Below are 16,170 nucleotides of genomic sequence, written 5' to 3'. Positions count from 1 at the left end.
GCCGGCGCGCGCGGCGTGGCGCATCACGCCTGCGCGGCGACCATCGTGCGCTCCGAGCGCGTCCACGCGACGACCGCGCCGACGCCGAGCAACGCGAGACACACGATCGGCACGATCATCGGCCCGAACGCGGTGCCGGTGACCTTGCCGGCGAACGGCATCAGGTTCTGGCTGAAGAAGCCGCCGAGGTTGCCGATCGAGTTGATCGCCGCGACGCTCGCCGCCGCGCGCGCGCCGGTGAAGTAGCGCGGCGGCATCGACCAGAAGCACGGATACAGCAGCGGAATGCACGCGCCGCCGAGCACGAGCGCGACGAAGCGCAGCGGCGTCGACGGCAGCACGAGGCTCAGCAGGAAGCCGAGCGCGCCGAGCGCCGCGACGATCGCGATCGTGCGCAGGATGCTCTTCGCGCGGCGCAGCTTCGCGGGCAGCCAGAGCAGCAGCAGCACCGCGAGCGCCCACGGCAGCATGCTGAGGAAACCGTTCATGCCGCTCGATACGCCGAACGACTTCACGAGCGTCGGCAGCCAGTACGTGACGCCGTACAGCGACGTCGACATCAGCATGTAGGTCGCCGCGAACAGCATCACGCGCGGATCGAGCAGCGCCTTCCACGGCTGCGCGTGCTCGGCCTGCGCAGGCTGCTCGCGTTCGAGCGCGGCGGCGACGACCTGCTTCTCGCGCTCGTCGAGGAAGCGCGCGTCGCGATACGACGCGGGCAGCACGCGGAACACGACGATCGCGACCGCCACCGCCGGGATGCCCGTCGCGACGAACACCCACTGCCAGCCCGCGAGCCCCCACACGCCGTTCAGGCTCAGCAGCCAGCCGCCGACCAGCGAGCCGAGCATGTTCGCGAGCGCGCTGCCGAGCGTGAAGATGCCGAGCACCTTCGCGCGATAGCTTTGCGGGAACCACAGCGTCAGGTAGTAGATGACGCCCGGATAGAAGCCCGCCTCGGCGATGCCGAGCGCGAAGCGCAGCCCGCAGAACACCGGCATCGACGTCGTGAAGCCCATCGCCACCGTGATCAGCCCCCACGTCAGCATGATGCGCGCGAGCCACACCCGCGCGCCGTAGCGATGCAGCGCGAGCGTGCTCGGCACCTCGAACAGCAGGTAGCCGATGAAGAACAGCGACGACGCGAGGCCGAACGCGGCCTCCGTCATCCCGAGGCTGTGCACCATCTGCAGTTTCGCGAAGCCGACGTTCTGCCGGTCGATGAACGCGATCAGGAACATCACGACGAGGATGGGCAGCAGGCGCCGCGCCATCTTCGACATGACGTGCCGCTCATCGGCGGACGCGGGGTTCAGGGTTTCGGTAGCGGTCACTGCTTGCTCCTCCGGGGTGTCGGTTGTGAGTATGTGAGGTTGCGCCTACGACGGCCGGAAGCCGTCGAGCATCGGCACGAACATCTCCTGCCACGTGCGCGGCTTCGCCTTGATCGTGCCGGCCATGTAGAGAAAATCGACGTAGTCCATCAACTGGTTCGGCCGCACCGAGAAGCGCGTCTCGGGCGCGGCGAGCATCTGCATCACGTCGTCGTGCGACACGCCGACGCCCGACGCCGACGCATAGATCGCCGCCGCCGCGCGCGGGTCCTGCGCGATCAGCCGGTTCGCGTCGTCGAGCGCGCCGAGGAATGCGGCGGCGAGCGCAGGCTCCGCGTCGACGAGCCGCTTCGGCGCGAACACGACGTCGAGCGTCAGCGGGCCGAGCACGTCGATCGAGCCGACGACGCGGTGGATGCCCGGCTGCCGGAGTTCGAGCGTCGAGAACGGCGGCGACGTGAAGTGCGCGGTGACGCCGCTCTCGTGCCGGATCAGCGCCTGCATCGCCTGCGGGTGCGGCAGGTTCACGGTGATCGAATCGAGCTGCGCGAAATGCTGCCGGCCCAGCAGCTTGCCCGCGACCATCTGCAGCACGACCGCCGACAGCGATGTACGGATGCCCGGCACCGCGATCCGGTCGGACGGCGTGAAGTCGCGCAGCGACGCGAGCCCGGGCCGGTTCGCGTTCAGCGACAGCGACGTCGTCGACAGCCCGCCGACGCCGATCACCTCGACGTTCGGAATCCCGCGCGCCCGCGCCCACAGCTCGATGAAGCCCGGCGCGCCGGCGCCCGCGAAGTCGAGCGTGCCGGCCATCATCGCGTCGTTGACCGAGTTGCCGCCGTCGAGCAGCACCCAGTCGACGCTGACGTCGCGCACGCCGTGCCGCGCCGCGTGCCGCTCGAACAGCCGCTGCTTCTCCATCACGAGCAGCGGCAGGTACAGCACGCCGTAGCCTTTCGAGATCCGCACCGTGCGCGGCTTCGGCAGCACGAGCGACGGCGCGAGCGCCGCGCCGAGCCCGGCGGCGACGATCGCGCGGCGGCGCGGCGACGGCGTCATGCGCGCGCTCCCGCTTCGCTCGTTGCCTGCTGCATGGTGCCGTCTCCTCTGGTATTAATGCCGTCTCTGCAATTCCCGGCTGCGCACAGGTTATCGAGCGAGTCTGAGAAAATGCTGACATCCCCTCCCCGGGAAAACCCGTAACCCAGTGAATCGGCAGGACGGCAACATGCGCATTCTCGTCGCAGAAGACGACGCGGAAATCGGTGCGGCGATCCGCAGCCGCCTGACGCGGCTCGGCCACGCGGTGGATCTCGAGACCGACGGCGCGACGGCGAACAGCCTGCTGCGCATCGAGCGCTTCGATCTCGTCGTGCTCGACGTGATGCTGCCTTCGATGGACGGCTTCGCGATCCTGCGCCACCTGCGCGCATCGGGCAGCACGACGCCGGTGCTGCTCGTCACCGCGCGCTCCGCGATCGACGACCGCGTGAGCGGCCTCGGGCTCGGCGCGGACGACTATCTCGTGAAGCCGTTCGACTACCGCGAACTGGACGCGCGCGTGCAGGCGCTCCTGCGCCGCAACAGCGGCCACGCGAACGACGTGCTGACGCTCGGCGGCCTCACGATCGATCGCAGCAGCCGCCTCGCCGAACTCGACGGCCGGCCGCTGTCGCTGTCGCGCCAGGAGTTCGCGCTGCTCGAGATTCTCGCGAGCCGGCCGCAGCGGATCTTTTCGAAGGAAGAATTGCTGAACCAGCTGTTCAGCTTCGGCAACGAGCCGAGCGCGAACGCGGTCGAGCAATACGTGACGCGCGTGCGCCGGAAGCTGCACGGCAGCTCGGTCGAGATCCGCACCGCGCGCGGGATGGGGTATCAGATTGCCGCGCATTGACTGGTTTCCGAAGACGCTGTTCGGGCGCACGCTGCTGTTCGTCGCGCTCGTCGTCGCGTCGGGCGCGCTCGCGCTGGCCGCGATCGCGCGCTACTACGCGGGCGTCGCCGCCGAGCGCGCGTACGACCAGCTGCTCGCCGGCGCCGCGATCCAGGTCGCGGAGAACCTCTACGTGCAGGGCGGCGTGCTCGCGCTGAATCCGCCGGTCGCCGCGCTGTCGACGCTGTCGCGCTACGACCTCGTCTACTACAAGGTCGTCGATTCGCGCGGCGTCGTCGTGGCCGGCTACAACGATCTCGCGAGCCCCGCGACCCTCGCCGCCGCGCGGCAGGGCCCCGCGTTCGCGAACGGCGCCTACCAGCGCCAGCGCATCCGGATGGCGACCATCGCGCGCTACATGCCCGAGGAGCGCACGCCCGGCTGGGCGCTCGTCACCGTCGCGCAGACGACGAACGCGCGCCGGCAGCTGACGAACGACATGAGCTTCAAGGTGTGGACGCTGATCCTGCTGATGAGCGTGCTCGCGATCGGCGCGAGCGGCCTCGCGATCCGGCGCGGGCTGCGGCCGCTCGCGCAGATCGAGACGATCATCGCCGCGCGCGATCCCGCCGATCTTCGGCCGGTAGCCGTCGACACGCCGAGCGAGATCGACGCGATCATCGGCGCGATCAACGGGCTGATGCGCCGTCTCGCGGAGCGGATCGCGGTGATGCAGCGCTTCATCGCCGACGCCGCGCACCAGATGCGCACGCCGCTCGCGCGGCTCGATGCGCAGATCGAGCTGCTCGGCAGCGAAGCCGACCCGGCGCGCCACGCGGCGCGGCTCGACGCGCTGCGCGCGACCTGCGCGGACGTCGGCCGGCTCACCGGGCAACTGCTGAATCACGCGATGGTGATCCATCGCACCGAAGTCGTTCCACTGCAGCCGGTCGAACTGGTCGGGATTGCGAAGGAAGTGCTCGGGCGCACGATCCCGCTCGCCGACGAACGTGACGTGGCGGTCGCGTTCGACAGCGACGCGCCGCACACGTGGATCGACGGCGACGCGATCAGCCTGCAGGAGGCGCTGTCGAACGTGCTGCACAACGCGTTGCTGCACGGCCACGCGGACGACATCGCGGTGTCGGTCGCAACTGCCGGCGACGCGGTGACGCTGACCGTCGCCGACAACGGCCGCGGCATTCCCCGCGAGCAGTGGGACGCGGCATTGCAGCCGTTCGTGCGAATCGCGCCGGACGGCAGCGAGCGCCGCACCGGGTCGGGGCTCGGGCTCGCAATCGTGCAGGAAGTGATGAAAGCGCATGGCGGAAGCGTCGGCTTCGCGTTTCCGCCAGAGGGCGGGTTCGCGGTGGTGTTGACGTTTCCACGGGCGGTGGGGAGTGGGCGGGGAGCGTGAGCACGCAGCATACTGCCGCCGTCAGGCCGTCACGGCATCCCCGCCGAGATACGCATCGCGCACGCGTTCGTCGTCGAGCAGCGCCCTCGCCGGCCCTTCGAGCGCGACGCGCCCCGTCTGCAACACGTATCCGTAGTGCGCGATCTCCAGCGCGAGGCTCGCGTTCTGCTCGACCATGAACACCGTCACGCCCTGCCGGTTGATCGCATCGATGAGTTCGAGCACCTTGTCGACGTAGAGCGGCGACAAGCCCATCGTCGGCTCGTCCATGCAGATCAGTTTCGGCCGCGCCATCAGCGCACGCGCCATCGCGAGCATCTGCTGCTCGCCGCCCGACAGCGTGCCCGCACGCTGCGCGAGCCGCTCCTTCACGCGCGGAAACAGGTCGAGCACGCGCGCGTAATCGTCGGCGACCGCCGCGCGGTCGCCACGCGTGTACGCGCCCATCAACAGGTTCTCGCGCACGCTCATGTCGCCGAACAGCCGCCGCGCCTCGGGCACCGCCGCGATCCCGCGCCGGACGCGCTGCGGCGTCGCGAGCGACGTCACGTCGTCGCCGTCGAAGCGCACGACGCCGCGCCCCGGCCGCATCAGCCCGAGAATCAGCTTCATCGTCGTCGACTTGCCGCTCGCGTTGCCGCCGAGCAGGCTGACGATCTGCCCGCGGCCGACCTCGAAGCTCACGTCGAAATGCACCTGCACCGGTCCGTAGAACGTGTCGAGGTGCTCCAGTTTCAGCAGCGTGTCGGTCATCGCGAGGTCAGCTCCAGAAAATGGTGGGCTCATGCCGCCGCGCGCGCGGCGTCCGCATGGCGGCGCCCGAGATAGGCCTCGATCACGCGCGGATCGTGCCGCACGTCGCGCGGCGCGCCTTCGGCGATCTTCACGCCGTTGTCGAGCACCATCACGCGATCGGATACGCGCATCACGAGCTCGAGCTTGTGTTCGATCAGCAGGATCGTCAGGCCGCCCGCCTTCAGCGACTGGATCAGTTGCAGCATCTCGGCGGTCTCGGTCTCGTTCATCCCGGCGGTCGGCTCGTCGAGCAGCAGCAGGCGCGGGTGCAGCGCGAGCGCGCGGCCGATCTCGACGCGTCGGCGGTTCGCATACGACAGGCTATGCGCCGGGTGATCGATGCGCGGCGCGAGCCGCTCGCCGAATCGCGCGACGATGTCGCGCGCTTCGGCGCGCAACGCGGCTTCCTCGCGCCGCACCGACGCGGGCCGCACCAGCGCGCGCCATACCTCGGCCGCCGCGCCGAGCACCGGCCAGCCGCGTCGCGCCGCCCGCAGCCGCGCATGGGCGCCGATCAATACGTTGTCGAGCACGCTCAGGTTGCCGAACACGCGGCCGTGCTGAAACGTGCGCGCGATGCCGAGCGCCGCGAGCCGCTCCGGTGCGACGCCGGTGATGTCGCTCCCGTCGAACGTCACGCGGCCGGCGTCGGGACGGTCCGCGCCCGCGATCAGGTTGAACAGCGTCGACTTGCCCGCGCCGTTCGGGCCGATCACGCTCAGCAATTCGCCGTCGGCGAGCGTCAGGCTCGCGGCGTCGAGCGCGGTCACGCCGTCGAAGCGGCGTGTCAATCCGCGCACGTCGAGCAACGGTCGACGAGTGGTCATCGCATTTCTCCTTACACGGTGCCGAGCAGGCCCTGCGGCCGGAACCGGACGAGCAGCACCAGCACGACGCCGTAGATCAGCATCCGATAGTCGGCCGCCCAGCGGAACAGCTCGGGCAGCCCGATCAGCGCAACCGCGCCGACGATACCGCCAAGCACGTTGCCGAGCCCGCCGAGGATCACCATCGTCAACGCAAGGATCGAGACCTGCGAATCGAAGGTCTGGTGATTGATGTAGCTGTACAGATGCGCGGCGATTCCGCCGCTCACGCCGGCCGCCACGCCGCCGACCGCGAATGCGATCGCCTTGTAGCGATTCGGCGCGATGCCGTGCGCGCGTGCGGCGACGTCGTCCTCGCGCACCGCGCGCAGCGTACGGCCGAGATGCGAGCGCAGCAGCCGCACCTGCAGCAGCGCCAGCACGACGAGCACCGCGAGTGCGAACCAGTACGCGGCGCGCGCGGTGCTCGCCCACGGCAGCGGCGCGATGCCGGTGATGCCGAGCGGGCCGCGCGTGAGGCCGTCCCAGTTCAGGATCACGAGGCTCACCACTTCGCCGATGCCGAGCGTCGCGATCGACACGTAGTGGCCGCGCAAGCGGAATGCCGGATAGACGAGCAGCGTGCCGAGCGCCGCGGTGATCGCGCCCGCACACGGGATCGTCACGGCCGGCGACCAGCCGAGATCCGACGACAGCAGCGCCGATGCATACGCGCCGATCACGAGCAGCGCCGCATGGCCGAGCGAGATCTGCCCGACCGTGCCGGCCACCAGCGTGAGGCTCAGTGCGAGCAGCCCGTACAGCCACGCGTTGGTCAGTGTCTGCAGCACATACGGCGACGCGCCGAGCCACGGCAGCGCGGCAGCCAGCACGATCAGCGCCGCGACGGCCGGGCGCGACACGCGTACGTGCCTCGCAGCGGCGAGGAAGGTGCCGGTCATCGGCTCGGGCGGCAGCGCGCGCTTCGCGCTGAACAGCCCGTTCGGCCGCCATACCAGGAACACGATCAGCAGCCCGAACGCGAACAGGTCGCGATAGCTCGTCCCGAACAGCGCGACGCCGTAGCTTTCGACGAGACCGAGCAGCAGGCTGCCCGCAATCGCGCCCGGCACGTTGCCGAGCCCGCCGATCAGCAGCGCGACCACGCCCTTGAGCGTCGCCTGGAAGCCCATCGCAGGATCGATGCTGTTGTAGTACATGCCGACCAGCAGCCCGCTGACGCCGCCGAGCGCGCATGCGATTGCGAACACGGCCTGGTTCACGCGATCGACGTCGACGCCCATTTGCAGCGCCGCGTCGCGGTCCTGCGCAGTGGCGCGCACGGCCCAGCCGAGCCGCGTGAAGCGCAGGAATCCGTACAGCAGTGCGGCCGCCGCGATGCCGATGCCCGCGATCAGCAGGTCGAGCGCGCCGAGCGTCGCGCCCGCGATCCGCACGTGCCAGTCGGGCAACGGCGTCGGCACGGCGCGCGGATCGGCGCCGAACACGAGCTGCACGAGCTGATCGAGGATGAAACTGATGCCGATCGTCGCGAGCAGCGGCGCGATCCGCGCCGCGTGGCGCAACGGCCGCAGCCCGATGCGCTCGATCGCGATGCCGAGCGCCGCGCAGCCCGCGACCACCGCCGCGAGCGCGACGGGCAGCGGCAGGCCGAAGCGCGTCAGGCACAGCCAGCCGACGAACGCGCCCACCATGTAGACCGAGCCGTGCGCGAAGTTGATCAGATGCGACACGCCGAAGATCAACGCGAGCCCGACCGCGAGCAACGCGTAGATGTTGCCGACGATGAGACCGTTGAGCGTGTAGTCGAGCCAGGAAGCCATCACGATACGTCCGTCGAAAGCATGCGGGTCAGGGCGCGCGCTGGATCAGCGCGCGGCGAGCTGCGGCTTCGCGCCGTCCCACAGCGCCCACTGCCCCTGCTTCACCACGAGATAGACGGTGCGGGCGCCCGCGACACGGCGCGTCTGCGGGTCGAAGCGCACCTTGCCGAAGATCACGCTCGGCACGTCGCTCACCTTCGCGAAGCCGTCGTGCGCGGCCGCACGCGTGGTCCCGTAGCGGCGCAGCACGTCGGCCGACAGGATCAGCGCGTCGTACGCGCGCGCCACGAACGAATCGGGATCCGCATGATATTTCGCGCGATAGCGCTGCACGAACGCCTGCACTTCCGGACGCGGTTCGGCCGGGAAAAAGTTCGACTCGGTATAGACGCCTTCCACGGCCGTGCCGCCCAGTTCGAGGAATTTCGGCGAATACACGGAGCCGACCGCCGCGATCGGCAACGCGAGGCCCGCGCTACGCGCCTGACGCACGATCTGCGCGCCGTCGGCGTAATACGAGATCAGCACGATCGAATCGGGCTTCGACGCACCGATGCGCACGAGCGTCGAGCGGAAGTCCTTCTCCGCCGGCTGGTAGCCTTCGGCCGCGACGACCTGCGCGCCGAGCCCCGCCGCCGCCTTCGCGAAGATGTCCTTGCTCGTGCGGCCCCAGTCGGTGTTCAGGTACAGCACCGCAATCCGCTTGAAGCCGAGCTCCTTCACCGCGTAACGCGCCAGCAGCGGCTGCTCCTCGGCCTGACTGAGCGCGGTGCTCCACAGGTAGTCGCCGCCCTTCGTGAAATCGGGATGCGAATTCGTGAAGCCGAACTGAATCAGCTGCCCGCGCTGGTAGATCGGCGACGCGGCCATCGACGTCGCGCTGGAGAAGTCGCCGAGCTCGATCACGATGCGCGGATCGGCGACGAATTTCTGCGCGATCGCGACCGCTTGGCGCGGGTCGCTGCGGCTGTCCTGGAAATCCACCGCGAGCGGGCGGCCATGGATGCCGCCGCTGCCGTTGATCTCGTCGAGCGCGAGATCGAAGCCGCGCTTCCATTGCTCGCCGTATTGCGCGTCCTGCCCGGTGAGCGGTCCGCTCACGCCGATCACCAGCGGCTCGCCCGATACGCCCGCGGCGAGCGCGCCGCCCGTCGACAAACCCCATGCGGCAGCCAGCGCCGCAACCGTGCCCAGTGCGCGCCGCCATGCGCCGCGTGTGTCGATGCCCGATACCTTCATACGCCCCCCAGCCGTCCGCCAATCGAAAAGAGTGACGGCATGTAACCATCTGCCTCAGGGCGTTCCAACGAAGTTTTGCGCATATCGATATCGCACGCGGCGCGAAGCCGAACGCGTGCGTCGATGCATCGGCGTGCGGCGCACATGCACGGCGCGTGCGTACGCGGCGCAGCGCTTTGATTCGATTGAGGTTCGACATGCGCGGCCGTGCGGGACCGGCACGCATGCACGTAATCGAACTCCGCGCGGTGCGCCCGCGCTTCGCACTTTTCGCGCTGTCGATAGCAAAAATCATTATATGAATCACGCATGCTGGCGCTCCTACAATGCGCACATTGCATCATCGGAACGCGCCATGGAGTTGCATCAACTCGAAGCATTTTCGGCGGTCATGTCGGCCGGCAGCGTCACCGGCGCGGGCGAACTGCTCGGCCGTTCGCAGCCGGCCGTCACGCGGCAGATCCAGGAGCTCGAAGCCGATCTCGGCTATGCGCTGTTCGACCGGCACGGCCCCCGCGTCACGCCGACGCGCCGCGCGTTCCTGCTCTACGACGAAGTCGAGCGTTCGCTCGTCGGCCTGCGCGCGATCGAAGCGCGGGCACGCGCACTCGGCGACGAAACGGCCGAGCCCGTGCGCATCGCGGCCACGCCTTCGCTCGCGGCCGCGCTCGTGCCGGCCGCGCTCGCCGCGCTGCCCGACGGCGCGCACGCGCCGCATTACCAGCTGCGCAGCGAATCGGCCGAACACGTCGTGCACGAAGTGCTGGCAGGCACCGCCGATATCGGCGTCGTCACGTTGCCGATCGCGCATGCCGGGCTCGACGTGCACTGGATCGCGCAAGCCCGTTGCGTCGCCGTGCTGGCCGCGGCCGATCCGCTCGCGACCAAGCCGCGTATCACACTGCGCGATCTCGCGCGGCGCCGCATCGTGACGGTCGCGAACCGGCACCGGCTGCGCCAGCGCATCGATGCGGCGTTGGCCGCAGCACGTGTCGACGTCCGTGTATTCGTCGAGACCAACGCATCGCTGAATGCCGTGATGGCCGCGCGCGCCGCGCTCGGGATCGCGATCGTCGATCCGGCAACGGGCGTCGCACTGCCGGTCGAAGGCGTCGTCGTACGCCCGCTCGATGCGGACATACCGTTTGCGTTCGGCGTCGCGACGCCGGCCGGCAAGCCGCGCACGGCCGCCGTCGACGCGCTGCTCGACGCGCTGCAGCGCACGACGCGCACACTCCTCGACGGCGTGATCTTTCACGATGCATCTGTGCACGACGCGTGGATGCGCGGCGACCGGCCGCGCACCGACGGCGACGCGCGCCCGGCTCGCGCGACGCGCCCTACCCGATCGACCCGAACCGCGCACGCGCGCGGCGCCCGCAAGGAGGCCGCATGACGGCGACGCCCGACACACTCGCGGCACTGGAAGCACGTGTCGCGCAGGACCTGCGCTGGCTCGACCTGCCCCCGCCGTCGTGGGTGCCGCCGCGCGAGGTCGACGGTGCGCGCGTACTCGACGTCGCGATCGTCGGCGGCGGCATGGCAGGGCTCGCGGCGTCGGCCGAGCTGCGTCTGCTCGGCATCGACAACCAATGCGTGATCGACCGCGCGCCGGCCGGCTATGAAGGCCCGTGGGTCACCTTCGCGCGGATGGAGACGTTGCGCTCGCCAAAGCAGCTCGCCGGCCCCGCGCTCGGGCTCCCCGCACTGACCTTTCGCGCGTGGTTCGAAGCCTGCCACGGCCGCGACGCATGGGATGCGCTCTACAAGATCCCGCGCACGCAGTGGATGGACTATCTGCGCTGGTACCGCCGCGTGCTCGACCTGTCGGTGCACAACGACACCACGCTCGTCGCACTGCGCCCGCGTGACGACGGCCTGCTTGCGCTCGACTTGCAAGCGAGCGGCGCAACGCGGACGGTGCTCGCGCGTCACGTCGTACTGGCGACCGGCCGCGACGGACTCGGCGGCCCGTACGTTCCGCCCGTCGCGCAACGCGTGCCGCGCACGCGCTGGGCGCATTCGTCCGAGCCGATCGATTTCGCGGCGCTCGCCGGCAAGCGCGTCGGCGTGGTGGGCGCGGGCGCGTCCGCGTTCGACAATGCCGGTACCGCACTCGAGGCAGGCGCCGCTCGCGTCGACCTGCTGTTCCGTCGCGCGGACATTCCGCGCATCAACAAGCTGACCGGCATCGGCAGCCCGGGCCTCGTGCATGGCTTCGCCGCGCTCGACGACGCGACGAAGTGGCGCTTCATGCACTATGCGCTGACGTCGCAGACACCGCCGCCGCGCGAGAGCGTGCTGCGCGTGTCGCGGCACCCGCACGCGTACTTCCATGCGGCCAGCCCGATCGAAACGCTGGTCGACGCTCATGACGGGCTGCAGGTCGTCACGCCGCGCGGTCGCTACACGGTCGATTTCCTGATCTTCGCGACGGGCTTCCATTCCGATTGGACCACGCGCACGGAATTCGCATCGTTCGGGCCGCATGTGCGGCGCTGGAAGGATCGCTACCAACCGCCGCCCGGCACCTGGCTCGACGAACTCGCCGAGTCGCCCGATCTCGGTCCCGCGTTCGCGTTCCAGGAACGCGAGCGCGGCGCATGCCCAGCCGTCACGCGCATCCACTGCTTCAACAATGCGGCGAGTCTGAGCCACGGCAAGCTGTCCGGCGACATCCCCGCGATCAGCGCGGGCGCGGGACGGCTCGCGCGCGGCATCGCGAGCCGGCTGTTCGACGACGATCGCGACCGCCACTACGACGCGCTCGTCGCGTTCGCCAACGCGGAGCTGCATGGCGACGAATGGCGCGACGCCGACGCGTGGACGGCGCCTTCCACGACACCCGTGACCACCGGAACCCACCACGATGATTGATACCCAACCGCCGGCCGCCGCGCCGGATACGATCGACGCGGTCGCCGGGCTGCGCGACGACAGTCCGGTCGCCGCACTGCGCCGCGCGCGCGAGAAGGTGCTGCGCCATACGCAGTTGAGCGAAGCCGCGCTGTTCGATGCCGCGCTGCCCGATCTTTCGCTCATCGAGCGTCTGCATGCGGCGCGCTACGTCGCGCAGCGATCGAGTGCGCACGCACTCGCCGCGACCTACCACGCGCGGCTGATCGAGGCGGGCGGCACGCCGGACGACATCGCGCGCGCCGACGCCGACGCATTCGATGCGCTGCCGCGCCGTCTGGGTGCGCTGCTCGCGCATGCGCGGCGCCTGACGCTGTCGCCCGTCGACGCACACGCGTCCGATCTCGCCGCACTGAAGTCGGCGGGATTCACGACGGCGGCAATCGTTGCGTTGTCGCAGCTCGTCGCGTTCGTCGCGTATCAGCTGCGCGTCGCGGCGGCGGCCAGCGCGTTGCACACGCGCGTCGCGCGGGAGGCCGCATGACCACGGTCACCTCCCACGGCTTCACGTCCGACACGCTCGGCTGGCGTGCGTGGCTCGATACGGTGCCGCTCGAACGCGCCACCGCGGAGCAGCTCGACGTGCTCGAGGCGAGCCATCCGCACGCAACGACGTCCGACTATTACCTGCTGCTCGTGCATCAGCCCGAGATCCTGCGGCAACGCTCGGCCGTGTTCAACGCGATCATGTACGGCCCCGGCGGACTGTCGCGCGCGGAGCGGGAACTGGCGAGCACGGTGGTGTCGCGTGTGAATGGCTGCGTGTACTGCGCATCGGTCCATGCGCAACGCTTCACGCAGCTCGCGAAACGCAGCGATTCGATCGAGCAGGTATTTGAAGACCCATCGACGGCGGGGACGAACGCGCGCGAACGCGCGATCGTCCGCTATGCGATCGCGCTAACCGAGCGGCCCGACACGGTGGACGACAGCGACATCGCCGCGCTCGAGGCCGCGGGACTCGCTCATGACGAAATACTCGACCTGTCGCATGCGATCGCGATCTTCGCGTGGGCGAACCGCTTGATGCTGACGCTCGGCGAACCGGTGTTTCCGCAGGCCACGACGAACACTTGACGGTGGCGCTGCTCGCCGGCCGGCGAGCCGTCGATGCGGCGCCCGGCCGTTCGCTCAACCCTCCAGCAGCTTCAACCCCGCCGGCAACGACTCGCCGAACACGCGCGCCGTGTCCGCTTCATCGAACGCGATCGCTTCGCGCACCATGTCGATCCAGGCGGCCGACGCGTTCGCCGCCGACAGCCGCTTGATCACCGCCGCACGCGTGTCGTCCGGCAGATCGCGTTCGCGATCGCCCGTCATCCGCGCGATCTGCGCGGCCGCGAACGCGGCCGGCTCGACCTGCTTCCAGTCGAGCGCGAACAGCGCGTCGAGCAGGCTGCCTGCAACGTCGGCCGGCACGACGCCATGCGCGCTGCCGTAGAACGGCTGGCGCGCGCCGACGCGGCCGAGCGCCCACGCGCCGAGCGCGCAGTCGGACGGCTTCTGCAGCAGCGCGGTCAGCCGCTCGGCAAGCTCGATCTTGCGCTCGACCGGCAACCGCTCGAGCGACGCGGACAAGCGCGTCATGTCGGCCGGCCCGACCTTGGCCGGATCGAACGGCAGCTTGCGCCGCTTGCCGTCGGCCGGTTCGAGAAACGCAATCGCGTCGCGGATCTGCGTCTGCGCATCCTCGTCGAGCCCGCCTGCCGCGCGCCGCCACAGCGTCCACCATTCGGACCACACCTGCCCGTCGTTCACGTACTGGATGCCGTCGTCGAACAGCGGCCACAGCTGCTCGATGCGCCACGCGTCGAGCGGATGGCCAAAGCCCGGGCGCACGCAATAGCCGGCGAGGTTCAGCCACGCGCGCTCGTGATCGGCCGAGCGCCGCCGACGGCGCGCCCGCGCGAGCAGCGCGTCGAACAGCTCGCGCGCGAGCGCGACGTCCCATTCGTCGCGCGGGCCGAGCAGCTGCTCGAGCTGCGCGCGCAGCCGGCGCGTGTCCTTCGGCGTGACGTCCGCCGAGCGGCCGCCGAACGAGCGGTCGATCAGTTCGATCGCCTGATCGAGTTGCGGATGCCGCAAGGGCATGTCCACGTCGCCTCGAGTCGCCGCGTCGCCGCGCAACTGGAATTCGAGGCGCCAGCGCTGCGCCGCGTCATCCGTCGCGATGCAGTGCATTTCGAGCGTGCCGACTTCGGTCAGCGACGCCGTGAGCTTCACCGGTGTTTCGCGTGCGCCGCCGCCCGCCTGCCGGTCGATGACCGTCGCGATCGGCGGCAGCCGGACGAAATCGCCGTCGCCGAGCGTCACCAGATCGCCGGGACGGTACGCCGTATCAGCAACCGTCGACACGAGGTGGAAACGCACCGGCGCCCCAAGCTGCAGCGCGAACGTGCGGTCTTCCAGCCGGATTTCGCGGCCCTCTTCGGTGCCGCGCGGCAGCAGGCATACGCCGCGCGCTTCGGCGGCGGCATCGCCGCCGTCGTCGAGCACGAGGAAATAGCTGCGCGGCGAGCCGCCGCCGATGCGCGGCGCGTGCCCCGCGCGCGCGAGGCCGTACGCGACCGCGCCGCGCGCAACCGCGATGTCCGGCTGCGTGTTCTGCAACACGTTGAGCGGCTGGCCGCGCCACGCGCCGAGCGTCTGCGCGAGACGGCCGGCGAGCGCGCCCGCGCGAAACACGCCGCCGTTGAGCAGCAGCGTGTCGGGCAGCGGGCCTTCCGCGTGCCGCGCGAGAAACGCGGCGACGTGCCGCGTGACGGCCGCATCGCTCGCGTACGGCAGCCCGAACTCGACGATCGCGCTGCGTGCGCGGCGCGGCAGCGCGTCGGCCGCCACCTGCGGGAAGAAGCCGTCGACGACGATCTGCTCGACCTCCTGCCGCGTCAGCTCCGCCGAGCGCGCGCCGCCGATCAGGCGGCTGCCCGCGCCGAGCAGCGTGACCGTGACCGCATCGGGCGCATCGTCGCCGAGCAGGCGCTCCTTGGCCGCGCGGCAGCGCTCGACGAGCTGCGACAGGCTCGCGGCCGACAGCCGCGCGCCGGGCTCGGTCAGGCGCGTCTCGACGAGCCGCGCGAGCGCGAGGTCCATGTTGTCGCCGCCGAGCATCAGGTGATTGCCGACGCCGATCCGCGTCAGCGCGGGCTCGCCGTCGCCGCCGAGCGCGACGTCGACCAGCGTCAGGTCGGTCGTGCCGCCGCCGACGTCGCAGATCAGCACGCGCCGGGCGCCTGCGAGCGTATCGCGCAGCGACGCGCGGTGGCGGTACAGCCAGTCGTAGAACGCAGCCTGCGGCTCTTCGAGCAGGCGCAGCGCGGGCAGCCTTGCGAGACGTGCGGCCTCGACCGTCAGCGCGCGCGCGCCGTCGTCGAACGACGCGGGCACCGTGAGGATCACGTCCTGCTCGGCGAGCGGCGCATCGGGGAAATGCGCGTCCCACGCGTCGCGCACGTGCGCGAGATAGCTGGCGCTCGCGTCGACCGGCGATATCTTGTCGACGCCGTCGGCCGCGCCCCACGGCAGGATCGGCGCGAGCCGGTCGACCGACGCGTGCGACAGCCAGCTTTTCGCGCTGGCGACGAGCCGGCCCGGCACCTGCGCGCCGAGCGCACGCGCATAGCGGCCGATCACGGCCGGCGGCGCGCCGGCGGCGTTCGTCGCATGTGCCCCGCCAGCGCCAGCCGCACCCGTCGCCCCCGCCGCACCCACTGCGCCGGCCGCCTCGACGGCCTGCCACGGCAAGCGCAGCGCGTCCGCCGGCAACTCGCCCGCCGCCGGGTGATAGCGCACCGACGGCAGCAACGGCTGCGCGCCGACCTCGCCGGGGCCGACGAGTTGCTCGACATCGAACACGCGGATCGCATCCGAGCCGTTCTCGACGTACGCGACGACCGTATTGCTCGTGCCGAGGTCGATGCCGACCGTATAGCGCTTCATCGCG

At 70.4% G+C, this 16,170-nt stretch carries 13 protein-coding genes; 6 read left to right on the top strand and 7 right to left on the bottom strand.

Going from position 1 to position 16,170, the window contains the following annotated elements:
* Positions 1-23 precede the first annotated feature (23 nt).
* Both WJ35_RS21425 and WJ35_RS21420 read right to left on the bottom strand, forming a co-directional pair.
* On the bottom strand, positions 24-1,334 hold the full coding sequence (locus WJ35_RS21425; RefSeq protein WP_069239945.1) for an MFS transporter: 1,311 nt from the start codon (positions 1,332-1,334) through the stop codon (positions 24-26).
* Between the two features lie 45 nt (positions 1,335-1,379).
* Complete coding sequence (locus WJ35_RS21420; RefSeq protein WP_060235527.1) at positions 1,380-2,396, bottom strand: ABC transporter substrate-binding protein; 1,017 nt, start codon at positions 2,394-2,396, stop codon at positions 1,380-1,382.
* Positions 2,397-2,565: 169 nt separating this feature from the next.
* On the opposite strand from WJ35_RS21420, the gene WJ35_RS21415 reads away from it, so the two are divergent.
* Positions 2,566-3,231, top strand: coding sequence for a response regulator transcription factor (locus WJ35_RS21415; RefSeq protein ID WP_060235672.1), 666 nt, complete (start codon positions 2,566-2,568; stop codon positions 3,229-3,231).
* The gene (locus WJ35_RS21410; RefSeq protein WP_069239944.1) at positions 3,218-4,627 is read left to right on the top strand and encodes a sensor histidine kinase; all 1,410 of its coding nucleotides are present in this window, start codon (positions 3,218-3,220) and stop codon (positions 4,625-4,627) included. Before WJ35_RS21415 ends, WJ35_RS21410 begins: the two co-directional genes overlap by 14 nt.
* Before the next feature lie 21 nt (positions 4,628-4,648).
* On the opposite strand, the gene WJ35_RS21405 is transcribed toward WJ35_RS21410, so the two are convergent.
* Genes WJ35_RS21405 through WJ35_RS21390 form a run of 4 tightly spaced genes read right to left on the bottom strand, consistent with a single transcriptional unit; the run spans position 4,649 to position 9,311 of the window.
* A complete protein-coding gene (locus WJ35_RS21405; protein WP_185499741.1) occupies positions 4,649-5,380 on the bottom strand; it encodes an ABC transporter ATP-binding protein in 732 nt (243 codons plus the stop codon).
* A gap of 29 nt (positions 5,381-5,409) precedes the next feature.
* Positions 5,410-6,249 carry an ABC transporter ATP-binding protein gene (locus tag WJ35_RS21400; protein ID WP_011881391.1) on the bottom strand — a complete coding sequence of 280 codons (840 nt, stop codon included), beginning with the start codon at positions 6,247-6,249 and terminating at the stop codon, positions 5,410-5,412.
* 11 nt (positions 6,250-6,260) lie between these two features.
* The gene (locus WJ35_RS21395) at positions 6,261-8,072 is read right to left on the bottom strand and encodes an ABC transporter permease (RefSeq protein WP_069239942.1); all 1,812 of its coding nucleotides are present in this window, start codon (positions 8,070-8,072) and stop codon (positions 6,261-6,263) included.
* 45 nt (positions 8,073-8,117) lie between these two features.
* On the bottom strand, positions 8,118-9,311 hold the full coding sequence (locus WJ35_RS21390) for an ABC transporter substrate-binding protein (protein ID WP_011881389.1): 1,194 nt from the start codon (positions 9,309-9,311) through the stop codon (positions 8,118-8,120).
* 355 nt (positions 9,312-9,666) lie between these two features.
* On the opposite strand from WJ35_RS21390, the gene WJ35_RS21385 reads away from it, so the two are divergent.
* The 4 genes from WJ35_RS21385 to WJ35_RS21370 are packed head-to-tail and all read left to right on the top strand — an operon-like array spanning position 9,667 to position 13,304.
* The gene (locus tag WJ35_RS21385) at positions 9,667-10,707 is read left to right on the top strand and encodes a LysR family transcriptional regulator (RefSeq protein ID WP_069239941.1); all 1,041 of its coding nucleotides are present in this window, start codon (positions 9,667-9,669) and stop codon (positions 10,705-10,707) included.
* Complete coding sequence (locus WJ35_RS21380) at positions 10,704-12,188, top strand: NAD(P)-binding domain-containing protein (protein ID WP_059567593.1); 1,485 nt, start codon at positions 10,704-10,706, stop codon at positions 12,186-12,188. The genes WJ35_RS21385 and WJ35_RS21380 overlap by 4 nt, the downstream gene beginning before the upstream one ends.
* Entirely contained in the window at positions 12,181-12,711 is a 531-nt protein-coding gene (locus WJ35_RS21375) for a CMD domain-containing protein (protein ID WP_011881386.1), read from the top strand. The genes WJ35_RS21380 and WJ35_RS21375 overlap by 8 nt, the downstream gene beginning before the upstream one ends.
* Positions 12,708-13,304, top strand: a complete 597-nt coding sequence (locus WJ35_RS21370; protein ID WP_014724477.1) for a peroxidase-related enzyme — start codon at positions 12,708-12,710, stop codon at positions 13,302-13,304. Before WJ35_RS21375 ends, WJ35_RS21370 begins: the two co-directional genes overlap by 4 nt.
* A 54-nt stretch (positions 13,305-13,358) precedes the next feature.
* On the opposite strand, the gene WJ35_RS21365 is transcribed toward WJ35_RS21370, so the two are convergent.
* Entirely contained in the window at positions 13,359-16,166 is a 2,808-nt protein-coding gene (locus WJ35_RS21365; RefSeq protein ID WP_069239940.1) for an Hsp70 family protein, read from the bottom strand.
* Positions 16,167-16,170: the final 4 nt, after the last annotated feature.

This window comes from Burkholderia ubonensis (assembly GCF_001718695.1).
Classification (GTDB): Bacteria; Pseudomonadota; Gammaproteobacteria; order Burkholderiales; family Burkholderiaceae; genus Burkholderia; species Burkholderia ubonensis_B.
Note: the sequence above shows the minus strand (reverse complement) of the source record. Positions and strands in the feature narration are given on the sequence as shown.

What these genes read in the sequence shown, in the direction of transcription:
- WJ35_RS21390 (WP_011881389.1), bottom strand. Translation starts at nt 9,311, where the DNA reads ATGAAGGTATCGGGCATCGACACACGCGGCGCATGGCGGCGCGCACTG.
- WJ35_RS21385 (WP_069239941.1), top strand. Translation starts at nt 9,667, where the DNA reads ATGGAGTTGCATCAACTCGAAGCATTTTCGGCGGTCATGTCGGCCGGC.
- WJ35_RS21420 (WP_060235527.1), bottom strand. Translation starts at nt 2,396, where the DNA reads ATGACGCCGTCGCCGCGCCGCCGCGCGATCGTCGCCGCCGGGCTCGGC.
- WJ35_RS21365 (WP_069239940.1), bottom strand. Translation starts at nt 16,166, where the DNA reads ATGAAGCGCTATACGGTCGGCATCGACCTCGGCACGAGCAATACGGTC.
- WJ35_RS21400 (WP_011881391.1), bottom strand. Translation starts at nt 6,249, where the DNA reads ATGACCACTCGTCGACCGTTGCTCGACGTGCGCGGATTGACACGCCGC.
- WJ35_RS21415 (WP_060235672.1), top strand. Translation starts at nt 2,566, where the DNA reads ATGCGCATTCTCGTCGCAGAAGACGACGCGGAAATCGGTGCGGCGATC.
- WJ35_RS21375 (WP_011881386.1), top strand. Translation starts at nt 12,181, where the DNA reads ATGATTGATACCCAACCGCCGGCCGCCGCGCCGGATACGATCGACGCG.
- WJ35_RS21380 (WP_059567593.1), top strand. Translation starts at nt 10,704, where the DNA reads ATGACGGCGACGCCCGACACACTCGCGGCACTGGAAGCACGTGTCGCG.
- WJ35_RS21370 (WP_014724477.1), top strand. Translation starts at nt 12,708, where the DNA reads ATGACCACGGTCACCTCCCACGGCTTCACGTCCGACACGCTCGGCTGG.
- WJ35_RS21395 (WP_069239942.1), bottom strand. Translation starts at nt 8,072, where the DNA reads ATGGCTTCCTGGCTCGACTACACGCTCAACGGTCTCATCGTCGGCAAC.
- WJ35_RS21405 (WP_185499741.1), bottom strand. Translation starts at nt 5,380, where the DNA reads ATGACCGACACGCTGCTGAAACTGGAGCACCTCGACACGTTCTACGGA.